At 45.2% G+C, this 15265-nt stretch carries 13 protein-coding genes and 1 pseudogene; 11 read left to right on the forward strand and 3 right to left on the reverse strand.

Annotation, left to right across the window (positions count from 1 at the left end; genetic code table 11):
• Positions 1-4 precede the first annotated feature (4 nt).
• The 3 genes from ACZ5O6_RS02605 to ACZ5O6_RS02615 are packed head-to-tail and all read left to right on the forward strand — an operon-like array spanning position 5 to position 3834.
• Positions 5-2305, forward strand: a complete 2301-nt coding sequence (locus ACZ5O6_RS02605; protein WP_447092104.1) for a GumC family protein — start codon at positions 5-7, stop codon at positions 2303-2305.
• Positions 2306-2362: 57 nt separating this feature from the next.
• Positions 2363-3088, forward strand: coding sequence for a tyrosine-protein phosphatase (locus tag ACZ5O6_RS02610; RefSeq protein ID WP_447092103.1), 726 nt, complete (start codon positions 2363-2365; stop codon positions 3086-3088).
• A 32-nt stretch (positions 3089-3120) separates the two neighbouring features.
• Positions 3121-3834: a hypothetical protein gene (locus ACZ5O6_RS02615; RefSeq protein WP_447092102.1), complete on the forward strand. Its 714-nt coding sequence runs from the start codon at positions 3121-3123 to the stop codon at positions 3832-3834.
• A 76-nt stretch (positions 3835-3910) separates the two neighbouring features.
• Here the strand turns inward: ACZ5O6_RS02615 and pgi are convergent, their stop codons facing one another.
• Positions 3911-5524 carry a glucose-6-phosphate isomerase gene (gene pgi / locus ACZ5O6_RS02620; RefSeq protein ID WP_447092101.1) on the reverse strand — a complete coding sequence of 538 codons (1614 nt, stop codon included), beginning with the start codon at positions 5522-5524 and terminating at the stop codon, positions 3911-3913.
• A 67-nt stretch (positions 5525-5591) separates the two neighbouring features.
• Entirely contained in the window at positions 5592-6557 is a 966-nt protein-coding gene (locus ACZ5O6_RS02625; RefSeq protein WP_447092100.1) for a polyprenyl synthetase family protein, read from the reverse strand.
• A gap of 311 nt (positions 6558-6868) precedes the next feature.
• Here ACZ5O6_RS02625 and rplU point away from each other — a divergent pair.
• The 6 genes and pseudogenes from rplU to ACZ5O6_RS02655 form a co-directional block, all read left to right on the forward strand.
• Positions 6869-7171 (forward strand): annotated as a pseudogene (gene rplU, locus ACZ5O6_RS02630) (50S ribosomal protein L21); the annotation flags it as partial.
• On the forward strand, positions 7169-7444 hold the full coding sequence (locus ACZ5O6_RS02635; RefSeq protein WP_464283554.1) for a helix-hairpin-helix domain-containing protein: 276 nt from the start codon (positions 7169-7171) through the stop codon (positions 7442-7444). The pseudogene rplU and the gene ACZ5O6_RS02635, both read left to right, overlap by 3 nt.
• 12 nt (positions 7445-7456) lie before the next feature.
• Complete coding sequence (gene rpmA / locus ACZ5O6_RS02640) at positions 7457-7714, forward strand: 50S ribosomal protein L27 (protein WP_447092099.1); 258 nt, start codon at positions 7457-7459, stop codon at positions 7712-7714.
• 125 nt (positions 7715-7839) lie between these two features.
• Positions 7840-9060 carry an Obg family GTPase CgtA gene (gene cgtA, locus ACZ5O6_RS02645; protein WP_447092098.1) on the forward strand — a complete coding sequence of 407 codons (1221 nt, stop codon included), beginning with the start codon at positions 7840-7842 and terminating at the stop codon, positions 9058-9060.
• Between the two features lie 157 nt (positions 9061-9217).
• Positions 9218-10378: a glutamate 5-kinase gene (proB, locus tag ACZ5O6_RS02650; RefSeq protein WP_447092168.1), complete on the forward strand. Its 1161-nt coding sequence runs from the start codon at positions 9218-9220 to the stop codon at positions 10376-10378.
• Positions 10379-10484: 106 nt separating this feature from the next.
• Positions 10485-11546, forward strand: coding sequence for a pyridoxal phosphate-dependent aminotransferase (locus tag ACZ5O6_RS02655; protein WP_447092097.1), 1062 nt, complete (start codon positions 10485-10487; stop codon positions 11544-11546).
• 140 nt (positions 11547-11686) lie between these two features.
• Here ACZ5O6_RS02655 and rpsT read toward each other — a convergent pair whose 3' ends face one another.
• Positions 11687-11956, reverse strand: coding sequence for a 30S ribosomal protein S20 (gene rpsT, locus ACZ5O6_RS02660; RefSeq protein WP_447092096.1), 270 nt, complete (start codon positions 11954-11956; stop codon positions 11687-11689).
• Between the two features lie 400 nt (positions 11957-12356).
• On the opposite strand from rpsT, the gene murJ reads away from it, so the two are divergent.
• Together murJ and ribF are read left to right on the forward strand one after the other, a co-directional pair.
• The gene (gene murJ / locus ACZ5O6_RS02665; protein WP_447092095.1) at positions 12357-13970 is read left to right on the forward strand and encodes a murein biosynthesis integral membrane protein MurJ; all 1614 of its coding nucleotides are present in this window, start codon (positions 12357-12359) and stop codon (positions 13968-13970) included.
• 201 nt (positions 13971-14171) lie between these two features.
• The gene (gene ribF / locus ACZ5O6_RS02670) at positions 14172-15122 is read left to right on the forward strand and encodes a bifunctional riboflavin kinase/FAD synthetase (protein WP_447092167.1); all 951 of its coding nucleotides are present in this window, start codon (positions 14172-14174) and stop codon (positions 15120-15122) included.
• Positions 15123-15265: the final 143 nt, after the last annotated feature.

Here is a 15265-nt window from a genome sequence, read left to right on the forward strand (position 1 = left end):
TTTTATGAACGAAATTAATTTTTCTTCACCTAATAATAGTAACCAAAGTTATGGTGACGTTGTTAATAAAGCGCCTAACGATAGCTCGATGGATCTTATACATTATTATCGCTTGATGTTGCGCAATCTTTGGAAAATTGTATTGTTTTCCTTATTTGTGGGCGGATTTTCTATATTTTACGCGCTGTCTTTACCGCCGATCTTCTTTGCCAAAACAACGTTACTCATTGAAGATCAGCGAGCCAATGTTGTTTCTTTCCAGGATGTTTATCAGGTCGATACTAGGGATCGTTCTTATTTGAGGACCCAATTAGAAATTTTTAGATCTCGAGCTATTGCTGAGCGTGTGGTTGATCGTATGCGCCTTGTCGAGAACCCGCAGTTTAATGGTTCGGGTGCGGTGCCTAGTCGATTATCTATTGAGTCTATCAAAACCTTATTTTCTTCGCTCGTTTCGCCTCAAGGTCAAGCAGATAAACAATCGGGCTCAGCGGAGATTAATGAACCTGTTAGGCTTGCTGATGCGGATGAAGAAGATCAGTATGATCCTGTTTTACGTAAAAGCATCATAGATAGAATTATGCGTTCTGTCTCCATATCCCCCATCTATGGCACTAAATTAATTAGCATTCAAGCATCTGCCGGAGATCCTCAATTGGCAGCAGATATCGCTAATGAATTTGCTGAGGTATATATAGAAAGCCATCTAGAGGCAAAGCTGGAGGTCACGCAAAAAGCAAGCGCATGGCTAAGTGATCGTTTGGGCAGCTTGCGCCAAACATTGAGGGAGTCTGAGCGGGTTTTGCAAGATTTTCGGGAGCGAGAGCAGCTCGTTGACACCGGTGATGTACGTTCTATTGATGTTGCAGAGCTTGAGCAATTAACACAGAGCTTAGTCGAATCAACAAGAACAAAAAATGATGCCAAAACATTATATGATCAGATTTCAGGCAGTGGACTTAGTGTTGATCGCATGCTGGCTCTACCGGTTGTAGCTAACAATTTAGTCATTCAAGGTTTAATTGAATCAAGGGCAACTTCTAATAGATTAGTTGCTGAGCTTGGTGAGCGTTACGGGAAAAAGCACCCGAGAATGGTTTCAGCGTTGTCCGATTTATCCCAGGTTGAAGGCGAATTAAAAACTCAAGTCGATAATGTGGCTGCAGGCCTTAAGGTCAGTTTCCGCGCTGCACAAAATGCTGAAAGGCAATTAAAGCGGCAAATAGCGGTGGTAAAAAGTCGACTGCAGGGTGTGAGCCGGAAAGAATTCGAACTGAGAGAATTGGAGAGAGAGGTAGATGCCAACCGTCAAGTGTATGAGGTTTTTCTCAATCGGGGTAAAGAAACTAATGAGACCGCAGGTTTGGAAGCTGTAAATGCACGTGTTATTGATCCCGCCTTACCACCAGATTATCCATCAAAGCCAGAAAAGAAAAAAATAGTGATGGCTGCGGTGCTGTTGAGTGGCTTGTTTGCTGTAGGTATCGTCCTATTACTCGACTGGTTAGATAATACGATTAAAACGCCCGAAGATGTTGAAGAAAGATTAAAAGTACCTTTGTTAGGCTATCTGCCTTTAGATAAATCGAATAAAGATGAAACGCCATTTTTAGGTTTTCTTTCTGATGAAAAGTGGCACTTTGCGGAAGCAGTGCGAACGATAAGAACGAGTTATGTGTTGTCTTGCTTAGATAAGCCGGCCAAGGTAACCGTTATTACTTCTACAGTACCTAATGAAGGTAAATCAACAGTATCCCTTTGTTTGGCGCATGCGCTAGGGCAAATGGAAAAAGTACTGTTGATTGATGCAGACATGCGTAAGCCATCTATTGGTAAAGCATTAGATATATCGTTGTTAACCCCCGGTCTATCTAATTTGATTGCAGGTACTGCGGGTATAGAAGAGTGTGTTTCTAGGTTACCTAATTCTGAAGTAGATATTATTACTGCCGGTGTGGTGCTGGGTAACCCACTTGATTTAATCGCTGGCGATCGATTTGCGATGGTCATGAACTCATTAAAAGAGAAGTATGATCGAATCTTAATTGATTCCGCTCCAATTCAGGCGGTGAGTGATTCTATTGTAATCGCTAGTCATGCAGATGCACTTATTTATGTCGTTCGTTCTGACGGATCTTCTACGCCACTGATTAAAAAGGGGTTGCGCCGCCTTAGTGAAACGCAGGCGCGTTTCTCTGGTGTAGTATTGAATCAGGTAGACATTGATAAAATGAAAAAACAGTCAGGTTATGATTCAGAATATTATGATAACTACGGTTATGCCTATGGTGACACTAAATCATAGCCTTTAAAGTATGATGTCTGAGGGTTTAACGAATAATCAGGGTTGGACGTATTTGCTGTGATAGATATACATTGCCATTTATTGGCGGGAATTGATGATGGCCCATCAACGATGGATGAATCGCTAGCCCTTGCACAGCATGCGGTTGAGAGAGGTATTACACACGCTGTTGTCACTCCTCATATTCATCCGGGTCGCTGGTCTAATGAGGCCCTCACTATTCGTGACAGTGTGGATAATTTCCGTAAGGCGCTAGGTGATAAAGGTATTCCTCTCGTCGTTGGTATGTCGGGTGAGTTGCGGGTTGGTCTTGATGCTCTGCAAATGGTAGCTAATCATCAAGTTCCCTTTTTAGGCAAGTGGGATAGTAATTATGTCATCCTCATTGAAATGCCTCATAGCCATATTCCCACAGGCATGTTGCAGATGATCCAGTGGCTTAAGCAGCGCAATATTCGACCATTGATCGCTCATCCCGAAAGAAATAAAGATATCTTAAGAGATATAGAAAAAATTCAGCCTTTGATTAGTGCGGGCTGCTTATTTCAGGTGACTGCAGGGTCAATTGCCGGACGATTTGGCTCCACGGCAAGAGATAGAGCAGTTCAGCTCTTAGAAATGGGGGTAGTCACTGTTTTAGCGACTGATGCACATAATCTCAAGCGTCGCCCTCCTAGTCTCGACGAGGGAAGGAAAGCAGCGGCACTGATTGCAGGAGAGGAGGTGGCTAATCGATTAGTGCTTGGCAATCCTTGGAAGATTGTTTCTTGCCAGTTTGAATAATTTCGCTTTATCTATTAACGAATGACTTGTCTATGAATGTTCTGCGTAAACTGCGTTATCTTATCTTGTTGCCGTTGCTTTTTCTGGTTCTTTTTGTGCTGTCTAAAGCGGTTGCTGGCCTGGTTGTAGGGCAGGCATTTGATTATGAGCGCCAGTGGTCGGCTCAGGGAGGGGTCGAAACTCAAAAAGAATGGGATGACGCGATTGCATGGGCAAGTCTGGGGATGTCAATTGACCCTTTCAATCCTAACTATCCAGAGCTATTAGGGCGCCTGCACTTTTGGCGCTTCTTTGTACAGGATGCACCTATTGAGTCATTTCAACAAGCGCAGAGTGTGGTGAATCAAGGGTTGCCTCACTTGCGGCGTGCGATTGAAATGCGTCCCACATGGCCTATGGCTTGGGCGAGTTTGTTGCAACTAAAATCGATTGGCGATCAAATTGATTATGAATTTGAGCAGGTGTGGAATAAAGCAGTAGAGCTGGGTGATTGGGAGGCGAGTGTGCAAACAATTTTGCTTGAGGCTGGCATTATTCATTGGGGTGGTTTCAGTGATGTGTTAAGACAAAAGACGATTGATATGTTTGTCGCAATGACCAGTAAGCCATACAGTGAAATTAGGGCGATAGCTGTTATTGAGCGCTTAGGTGCATGGCCTTTGGTATGTGATGTGTTGGTTGATCCCATCTTGGCTGTTGGGCGTATGCGGCAGGAGTGCGCTAATTTAGAGCGGCCTGTTTTTTAACGGCGTATTGATAGTTTTCTTTTTTAGGTTTTCTTTACTTTTGTGTAATCACTTTCTTTTACCGGCTTAGTTGTTGTTATTTTAGTTTATTGATCAATTGCTGAGTTGAGCTATCCCACGTCTCATCACTAAGGCCTGTTTCCAATGCATGAGCAATGGGTTTTGCTAGTTGCTTACCTAATTCCACCCCCCACTGATCGAACGCATTAATGTTTAATAAAATGCTTTGTGCATGTACTTTGTGCTCATAAAAAGCCAGTAGCGAACCTAAATTATAGGGGGTTAGCGCTTCTAGTATCAGCGTGTTGCTCGGTTTGTTGCCCGCTACTACTTTGTGTGGCGCTAAGCGATTAATGCCTTCTTCTTCTAGCCCCTGTTGTCTGAGTTCTCTTTTTGCATCTGTTAGGGTTTTGCCCTGTAGTAATGCTTGAGATTGGCTGATGCCGCAGGCCAGTAATTGTTGGTGTTGTTTATCATGGGGGCTCATCGATTGCTTGACAAGAATAAAATCAACGGGGATCGTGTGCTGCCCTTGATGCAATAATTGATGATAGCTGTGTTGGCCATTGGAGCCTTCGGTGCCCCATACAATGGACCCCGTCGAATAGGTTAGGGGTTCGCCGTTTCGAGAGGTGCTTTTACCTAAACTTTCCATATCCAATTGTTGTAGAAAGGCGGGTAGGCGAGCGAGCCGCTGTGCATAAGGGAGTATGGCATAAGACTGGCTGTCCCAAAATTGACTATACCAAAAGCCGCATAGAGCAGCGACAGCAGGCATATTTTTTTCAATAGGTGCTTGTCGGTAATGTTCATCCATCGCGTGAGCGCCTGCTAGCAACTCGCGAAATTTATCCATGCCGATTGAAATGGCAATGGGAAGACCAATGGCAGACCAAAGAGAATATCGCCCACCCACCCAGTCCCACATGTTAAATATATTTTCTTCGCTCAGTCCCATATCTATGGCTGCCGCAGTATTCGCGGTAATAGCGATAAAATGCTGAGCAAGGGCGGTGTCTGAGCAGCCGCTATCTACTATCCATTGCTTGGCTGACAAGGTGTTTGTCAGTGTTTCTGTTGTTGTAAATGATTTTGATGCGGTAATGAATAAGGTGGTTGCAGGGTCAATCTCAGCTAATGTGTCGCTGAGGTCGGCGCCGTCAATATTCGCAACAAACTTAACTTTTCCTAACCATTGTTTGTGTTCGGATAATGCTTCGGTCACCATTCTTGGGCCTAGGTCGGACCCCCCAATACCAATGTTTACTATGGTGTTTATGGGCTTGTGTGTATGTCCTAGCCATTGCTGTTGATGCAATTTATCCACGCATGACTGCATCTTGATTAGCGTTGCGTGTACCGCGTTTTGCTCTGCGCTTGAAGGATTGCCCTGAAATCGTAATGCGGTATGTAGTGCAGGTCGCGCTTCGGTATTATTAACGCATTCCCCAGAAAATAACGCTTCAATGGCTTTTGGGAGCTCGCATGCGTGTGCGAATTGCGTAAGCTGTTTAAGGGTGTTGCTTATTAAGTGATTTTTAGAAAAGTCGAAATAAATACCTTCCAGCTCAAGGCTGAATTGTTCTGCTCGCTGATTGTTTTCTTCAAACAGGCGTCTCAGGGATAGCCCTTGTACCTTGCTATGCTCACTGCTTAATTGTTTATATGCCGCTTGTCTGGAGAGTTTCATGAGTTTACTAACGTTAATGGATGTTTATTATTGCTCGAATCGCGTAAGGTTAATCGATAAATTGTTTTTAGGTGGAGCGAGCAACAGAAAACTCGGCAAGCTCAATCATTGCCTGTTTGAACGTTGACTCCTCTAAAGTGCTTAATGAGGCAATAGACTGGTTGGCATGCGTTTTTGCAAGATGCAATGTGTAATCTAAAGCCCCAGATTGTTCAATAATCTGGATGATGCGATCTAATTGTGAAGCATCTCCTTGACGAATACTTTCTGCGATTAAAGCTGAATCCTCTTCATTGCTCTCTTTCATGGCATAAATTAGCGGTAGTGTGGGCTTGCCTTCGGCTAAATCATCGCCGACGTTTTTGCCTAACTCTTCCGTATTACCAGTATAGTCCAGCGCATCATCAATGAGTTGGAAAGCAATGCCTAAGTGGTAGCCATAAGCTGTTAATTGCTCCGTTTGTGCTTGTGTTGCTCCAGATAGTAATGACGCAGTTTTGCAAGCCGCTTCAAATAGTATAGCGGTTTTTTTATGAATCACTTCTAGATAAGCCGCTTCGGTGATATCGGGCTGTTTGGCATTGATGAGTTGTTGGACTTCACCCTCTGAAATGGTGTTAGTGGTGTCTGCCAGCGTTTTCATGATGTTCATATCACCAATGGCGACCATCATTTGAAAGGCGCGAGAATATAAAAAGTCACCAACGAGTACACTCGGTGCATTGCCCCATCTCGCATTAGCGGTGAGTCGTCCTCTGCGTAAATCAGACATATCGACGACATCATCATGTAGTAGTGTTGCCGAGTGAATAAATTCAATAATGGCTGCTAGGGTATGGTGTTGTTTTCCGTTGTAGCTAAGCGCGTTAGCAACGAGTAGAACAAGCAGTGGCCGTAAACGTTTGCCGCCAGCCTCTACAAGGTATTGCCCTATATCTTCAACTAAGGCTACGTCAGAGTCTATTTGATTGATAATTAGCTGGTTAACAGCTTCGAAGTCTGTTGCGACAGCCTGATGGAAAGAGTACTTCATTGGATACCTAGTTTGTAAGGGCGTAAATGCCTGACCGATGATGCGAGCGGATAGACCTAGGATGCTATGGGTGAGGCCAAACAGTGTCAAGTTTTGAGTGTCTTAAATTCTGGTATTCTGGGTTATTTCTTTGGCGTGTAAAATAGCGATGGAAAACATTGAACTGCTAGGGTAAATGTCGTAGAATTCGCTCCCCTAAATTTACTAAATGATCTATAAACGCCGCAAGTATTCTTTTCAAAGAGAGTGGGAGCTGAATTGTCAGCACTTCGTGTCGTCCATGAGTTCATAACGCAATGATTGGAGCAACTATGTACGCAGTAATTAAAAGCGGTGGTAAGCAGCACCGTGTCACTGAGGGCGAAGTCCTTAAGTTAGAAAAAATTGAAGCAGCAACAGGCGATACGATTCAGTTTGATGAAGTATTGTTAGTAACCGATGGTGATAGCGTTACCATCGGTACGCCAGTTGTTGAAGGTGCAGCGGTTTCTGCTGAAGTGTTGAGTCATGGGCGTGGCGAAAAAGTACGTATTATTAAATTTCGCCGCCGTAAGCACTCAATGAAGCGTCAGGGTCATCGTCAGTGGTTTACTGAAGTTAAAATCACAGACATCGCTGCTTCAGGTGCTAAAAAAGCACCGGCTAAGAAAAAAGCAGCACCTAAAAAAGAAGCGGCTAAAGAGTCGACTTCGGGTGATGATCTCAGCAAGTTGACAGGTGTAGGCCCTGTGCTTGTTAAGAAGTTAGCTGAAGCTGGCGTTAATAGTTTCGCGCAAATCATTGCTTGGTCAGCAGAAGATATTGCTGCAATCGATGAAAAATTAAACCTTAAAGGTCGTATTGAGCGTGATGATTGGATCGCTCAAGCAAAAGAATTAACTAAGTAGGAGTGTTGAAAGATGGCGCATAAAAAAGCTGGTGGTAGTACTAATAACGGCCGCGATTCCATAAGTAAACGCTTAGGTGTTAAGCGTTTTGGTGGTGAAGCGGTACTTGCGGGTAATATTATTATTCGTCAACGCGGCACGCGTGTACATGCAGGTGATAATGTAGGTATTGGCAAAGATCATACTCTTTTTGCTAAAGCCGATGGTGCGGTGCAGTTCGAAGTGAAAGGCCCGAAAAACCGTCAATTTGTAAGTGTCGTTACTGCGTAATTGATCTTTTCTGCCCTGTAACGGGGTGGTGTTAAAAAAGCCCTATCGCAATGCGGTAGGGCTTTTTTGTTGTTGTGTTATTATTTTTAGCAGCTCAATAATTGTTGCTCCCAATAGGATGTGCCATGAAATTTGTCGATGAAGCGCCGATATCAGTCTATGCAGGTAATGGTGGGGGCGGTTGTTTGAGCTTCCGTCGTGAGAAGTATATCGCCAAAGGTGGGCCAGACGGTGGTGATGGTGGCGATGGTGGTAGTGTTTATTTGGAGGGTGATGCGGACTTGAACACGCTGGTTGACTACCGTTATCAGCCTAAATATCGTGCTAGAAATGGTGAGTCGGGTCGGGGTAAAAATTGTGCCGGTGCTAAGGGTGATGATTTAGTGCTTAAGGTACCTGTAGGAACATCAATTTTTGATGTGGAAACTGAAGAGTTGTTGGGCGATATTACGGAAGATAAACAGCGTTTGCTGGTTGCTCAAGGTGGTTTTCATGGTTTGGGTAACACGCGTTTCAAGTCAAGTATCAATCGTGCGCCTAGACAGACATCGCTCGGCAGTGAGGGTGAGCAGCGAGAGCTTAAATTAGAGCTTAAAGTATTGGCTGATGTGGGTTTGTTAGGTTTGCCTAATGCGGGTAAGTCGACATTTATTCGTGCGGTCTCTTCAGCTAAGCCCAAGGTGGCAGGCTATCCGTTTACTACCTTAGTGCCTAATTTGGGGGTGGTTAAAATTGAGGAGCATCGCAGTTTTGTTGTTGCGGATATTCCGGGGTTAATTGAAGGTGCTTCCAATGGTGCTGGTTTAGGTATTCGCTTTCTTAAGCACTTAACGCGCTGTCGAATATTGTTGCATATCGTCGATATGGCGCCTTTTGATGAATCAGATCCGCTAGAGAGTGCGCAAAGTATTATTCGAGAAATCGAACAGTTTAGCCCTAAGCTGGCGAATAGAGAGCGTTGGCTGTTGTTGAATAAAACCGATATGTTGCCGGCTGATGAAGTCGATGAGCGATGCCAAAGGGTGATTGAGGGCTTGGATTGGCAAGATCCCGTATTTTCCATTGCGGCGATTAGTGGCAAAGGAACATTGCAAGTATGTCGTGACATTATGGAGCATATTGAAGCAGTTAAAGCTGCAGAAAAAGAGGATCCAGAACTTGCGGTGCAAGAGCGAGAGTACCAGTTAGAAATGCAGCGTGATGCTCGTGAGCGTATCGAAGCGTTGCGCGCCAAGCACCGAGCTGAGCGTTTGCGTGCCAAGGGTAAGGTGGTGGATGATGAATATAATGAAGATGATGATTTTGATGATGACGACTACGATGTCGAAACTGTCTATGCTGAATGATAAAAGTCTGTCGTTATTGGTTAGTACCGTGAAAGATTGCCTTTGAGCCAGTTCAAAAATTGAGAATATTGTTGTGGTTGCTAAAGTGTTGAAAAAAACAGCTAAAAATTCATCCGATCAAGTAAGTGGTTCTAGTGCTGAAGTGCCCGGTGCAATAATGGCGCAGGCTTCTGATACTGAGAGTTGGGTTGATGGAAGTGCCGGCAGAAGAAAAGTCTCTCAGGCTCGCCGTTGGGTTGTTAAGATTGGTAGCTCTTTGTTGACCAATGATGGTCAGGGGTTGGATGTTAGTGCTATTGCGGGCTGGGTTGAGCAGATGTCGTACTTGCGTCAGCAAGGTATCGAGCTGGTGTTGGTCTCTTCTGGCTCAATTGCTGTTGGTATTACTCGCTTAGGTTGGAGCGAAAGGCCGACACATATTCATGAGCTGCAAGCGGCTGCGGCTGTTGGGCAAATGGGTTTGGTGCAAACCTATGAGCAAGCATTTCAGGCATTTGGACTGCATACAGCCCAGGTGCTGTTAGATCATGATGACCTGTCTAATCGTGAGCGTTATTTGAACGCGAAATATACGCTTAAAACGCTGATGCGCTTGGGGGTAGTGCCTGTCGTTAATGAAAATGACACGGTAGTGACCGATGAGATTCGTTTTGGTGATAATGATACCTTGGCGGCGTTGGTGGCTAATTTAGTTGAGGCAGATTTGCTGGTGTTGCTAACGGATCAGGAGGGTATGTATGACCGTGACCCTCGTCATCACGCTGAAGCGCAGCTGATCAATAATATATCGGCTTCGACGGATTCGCTGGATAGTATGGCGGGTGATGGTGGGAAATTGGGGCGTGGTGGTATGGTTACCAAGGTGCGTGCGGCAAGATTAGCGGCTCGCTCAGGAGCCAATACGGTGATTGTTGGTGGTCGCCTAGAGAGTGTGTTGACTGATTTGTCGGCGGGCAAGGAAATAGGTTCTTTGTTGTTGGCTGATCAGTTGCCTCAGGCGGCGCGCAAACGCTGGCTGGCGGGGCAGTTGCAATCGCGTGGTGAGTTGATTTTGGATAATGGCGCTGTCGATGTATTGCTTCGCTCTGGAAAAAGCTTGTTGGCGGTTGGTGTTGTTGCAATATCAGGCCGCTTTTCTCGAGGGGATATGGTGATTTGCAAGTCGCCGGATGGTCAAGAGGTTGCTCGCGGTCTGGTTAATTACTCTTATCAGGAATCACAAAAAATTATCGGCCGATCTAGCGAAGATATTGAACGTTTGCTGGGTTACAAGAATGAAGAAGAGTTGATTCATCGAGATAATTTAGTGTTGGTCTGATTTTTACGGCTATTATTCTTAGTCGTTAGCGCTTTCTGTTTTCTGATATAAAGTTACCTTGGCTATTTTGCAGATTGTTCTGCGTATTAATTTTTCTGGAAATATTATGTCTGTGATTAACTCGCATATCGTTGCTTTGTCGGCTTATAAGCCGCCGCTAGAAGGGCGTAATCCCGATGCTTTTACGCTATTAGATTTTAATGAGCGCACGATTCCTATTGCGCAAAATGTTAAGCAGGCGTTGCATGATTATATTGATGCAGGTCGTTTGCAGATGTATCCATCTTATGGTGATACGGTTGAGCGCTTGGCGAGTTATGCGTGCGTTAGTGGTGAGCAATTAATGCTAACGAACGGGTCTGATCAGGGTATTGATCTGGTGTTTCGTGCAGTGGCCTGTGTTGGTGCAGAGGCGATTATTCCGGGGCCGTCATTTGCCATGTACCATCAGTGTGCAAAAGTAGAGTCGATGCGTATGCATGAGCCGCTCTATACGCAAGATGGCGGCTATCCGATGGCTGAGGTGCTTTCTCTTATTAATAGCGAAACACGTATTGTTGTGGTGTCTAATCCCAATAACCCTTGCGGTACTGTGGTCACGGCTGATGTTGTTGAAAAAATTGCGCAGGCGGCACCTAATGCAGCGGTTTTGGTGGATGAGTGTTATTTTGAATATAGTCATGAAACGGCAGTGCCTCTAATTAATCAATATTCAAATATCTTTGTTACTCGTACTTTTTCTAAAACGTGGGGTATGCCTTCTTTGCGTTTTGGCTATCTAATGAGTGCGTCTGAAAATATTGCCGCACTGTGCAATATCCGGGGCCCTTACGATATAAATCAATTGGCTGTTGTTGCCGCTAATGCTGCCTTAGATGATCCTTCTGAGACGATTGCTTATGTTGACGAGGTAATGAGTCGTGCTAAGCCTGTGTTAGAAAGTTGGTTGTCGCAGTCCAATATTAATTATTGGGCAAGTGCAGCAAATTACTTGTGGTGTTTTCCTGATAGGCCCGACGAGGTTGCTTGCCATTTACAGGCGCAGGGCTTTTTAGTGCGGCCAAAGGCCTATGGTGAGCAGATCGGTTTGCGTATTACGGTTGGGACTGTTGAGCAGATGCGGCGTTTGGTTGAGGTCTGGACATTATGGCTTGATGCTAAGCGATAAGGTTTGACGTGTTGTTATAGGTTTGCTTGTGTGGTTATTGTTGTATTAAAAAGCTTACGTTTTATTGCGTTGTGTTTATCATAAAAAAGCCCCCTGTTGCTAAGCAATCAGGGGGCTTTTGTGTTTTTGAATAGCAGCTATTAAGCGGCGGCTACGGCTTTAACTTGTTTGTTTAAGCGGCTTTTATGGCGAGCGGCTTTATTTTTGTGAATAATGCCCTTGTTTGCCAGCTTATCAATAATAGGTGCTGCGGCAGTATACGCAGCTTGTGCTGCTTCTGCATCGCCAGCTTCAACAGCAGCGATCACTTTTTTGATGTAAGTACGAGTCATCGAGCGTAAGCTCGCGTTATGTTTGCGTGCTTTTTCGTTCTGAATGGCACGTTTTTTAGCTTGAGGTGAATTGGCCACCGCAGTGCTCCTGTATAAAGTCAATAAATAATCGGTAATAAAAACCAGGACGTTTCTGATAGCTTAAAATTAGCCTAATTTTTCGCCCAACACTTGCCTAACGCCCTGATACGGAATTTAGGGTGCGCAATTATGCCACCGAAAACAATGAAGTCAAGTGACAATTGCCATTCAGCCCGTATATCAAGTGGTTATAATGTTCAGAGGTTCCTTATATTCCTATTCAATAGACGTTTTTTCGCAACGCGTTGAGAGTGGGATGGGGTTTTATGATGATTTATTGTTTGAGTCTTGGCGCTTGAATGGTGTCGGCATTCATTATCCAGTAGTATTGCGCTATGTAATGTGCAAAGCATGCGCAGTCCTTTCTTAAGATTTGATAGTGGTCACGACTTCTTCGATGAACGATTCCCCTGATTCCCCCCAGCAGCCTAATAAGCTGCCCAAAAAGTCGCAAGGCTTATTGGGTTCAGGTTTAGTGGTGAGTGTTATGACGATGCTCTCGCGCGTGTTGGGCTTGGCTCGAGATGTTGTGTTTGCGAACACTATTGGTGCCGGCGCGGGTGCTGATGCCTTCTTTGTTGCTTTTAAAATTCCCAACTTTTTGCGTCGCTTGTTTGCAGAGGGAGCTTTTGCGCAGGCGTTTGTACCCGTGTTGTCGGAGTATCGAGAAAAAGGCTCAATAGAAGCGGTTAAAGGGTTTATCGATCGAGTGTGTGGTTGCCTTGGATTTACGTTATTGCTGCTGACGATTATTGTGGTGGCTGCCGCGCCTTGGGTTACTCTTGTGTTCGCTCCCGGTTTCTGGTCTTCCCCAGAAAAGTTGGCGCTTACACAAGAAATGCTGCGAATTACCTTCCCCTATCTTTTATTAATTTCTCTAACGGGTTTTGCGGGGGCGGTACTCAATAGTTATGACCGCTTTGCTATTCCTGCTATTACGCCAGTGCTGCTAAATATGACCTTAATCGCAGCGGCTGTTTGGGCGAGCCCGCATTTTGCACAGCCGGTTATTGCTATTGCGTGGGGCGTGTTGGCTGCCGGCGTTGTGCAGTTGGTATTTCAGTTGCCTTTTTTATGGCGCTTACGTTTGCTGCCTTCACCGGCGGTGGATTTTTCTGATCCTGGTGTAAAGCGCGTATTGCTGTTAATGGCGCCGGCTATTTTTGGTGTTTCTGTTTCGCAAATTAATTTACTGCTCGATACCGTGTTAGCCTCATTTCTGCCTACGGGGAGCGTGTCATGGTTGTACTATTCTGACCGCTTAGTCGAGCTGCCGCTTGGTATTTTTGCTATTGCGATCGGCACGGTTATCTTGCCGAGCTTATCGCGGCAGTTTGTGGGCGATGATACACGGCGATTTAGCGAGACAATTGATTGGGCGCTCCGGCTTATATGGCTAATCGCCTTGCCTGCGGCAGTTGCGTTATTTATGTTGGCTGTGCCCATTTTAACGGTGCTGTTTGAATACGGTAAAACGACGACGGCAGATATAGCGATGTCTGCGCTGAGCTTGCAGGCTTATTCGCTAGGGCTAATAGCTTTTATGCTGATTAAGGTATTGGCTCCCGGTTATTTTGCTCGGCAAGACACTAAAACACCCGTGAAAATTGGCATTATTGCGATGGCCGTTAACATGCTATGTAATATTGCGTTGGTTATCCCGTTTCATTATTTGTGGCAGATAGGTCATGTCGGTTTAGCCTTGGCAACGGCACTTTCTGCATGGCTTAATGCGGCCTTGTTGTATCGCGGGTTGCGTAAAAGTCAGGTATATCAGCCGCTTGCTGGATGGGTAAAATATATTGCCTGCCTGCTGGTGGCGAATGCTGCGATGGGGTTGGTCTTGTGGGTATCGTTTTATTGGGTGCCCGATTGGTCGGTGCTCAATATTATGCAGCGAGTACTAACGATGGCAGTGTGTTGTTTGGTGGGTGGTGTGACTTATGTGTTGGTGTTGTTTATTTTGGGCTTGCGCATCAGTGATTTGCAGCAGGCTAAACATGATTCGTAACCGTTAGTTTTGGCGACTATAAATCCTCAGCGACATTCTTGTATTTTAGCGATACCGCCTTACGTTTCTTCGGGTTAAAAGTTATACTTGCGCACTTTGCATTTTATCATATGGCCTTATTGCGCAGCTATTAAGCATCGGGCAAGTATCAGGAGTACCGTGGCTCAATTACCTTTCGTTTGTTCTGGTGTTTCTTCCGGTATGCCCTCTGGCGAATTTTTGCGTGGCTTGCATAATGTCCGGCCTGAGCATCGGGGTAATGTGGTTACCATTGGTGCATTCGATGGTGTTCATTTGGGGCATCAAGCCATCTTGAGGCAAGTGGTTGAGCAGGCGCGTGAACGTGATTTACCATCACTAGTTATGATTTTTGAGCCGCAGCCTCATGAGTTTTTTTCGGGTGAAACCGCGCCCGCGCGTTTAATGCGATTAAGAGAAAAAATTAGAGCGCTGTTTGCAGCGGGAATTGATCGTGTGTTTTGTCTGCCATTTAATCAATGGCTAAGTCAGTTACCTGCAGACGCCTTTATTCAGCAGATATTGCTCGATACTCTTGGTACGAAATCGCTGGTGATTGGTGATGACTTCCGATTTGGTCGTGGTCGACAAGGCGATTATGCCTTGTTAAAAACAGCAGGGCAGGATAAAGGCTTTGTTGTTACTGATACAGCTACTTACCTTGTTGATGGTGAGCGGGTGAGCAGTACGCGTATCCGTCGAGAGCTAGAGTTGGCTAACTTTGATCGGGTGCCTTCATTGCTAGGGAGTGACTACACAGTGAGTGGGCGGGTGGTTAAAGGTCAGCAGCTAGGGCGGCAGTTGGGTGCGCCGACGGCCAATGTGCATCTACACCGTTATCGCTCACCATTAGCAGGAGTGTTTGGCGTAACGACGACACTTGAAAGCGGAGAGGTGCTGCCCGGTGTCGCTAACGTGGGTGTTCGACCAACCGTATCGGGTGATGCGAAGCCCATACTTGAAGTACATTTGTTTGATCGCGATGATGATTTGTATGGGCAAGTGATCAATGTGAAATTTGAACACAAAATCCGCGATGAGCAGCGCTTTGATGGCATAGAAGCTTTGCGAGCGCAAATACAGCGTGATATTCAACAGGCAAGACAGTGGTTCGATAATATAATTATCGGCTAAAAATAATATTCATTATTTGTGGTGCATTCTAAAATTTCGAACAAAAAACAGGCTATTTCCTCAGCAACACGCTGTCAATATATCCTATAAGCTTCGCGGCAGCTTCCCTGCTGCCGAGAGTTGCTGAGGAAATAGCCTGTTTT

It is taken from the genome of Eionea flava (assembly GCF_055393785.1).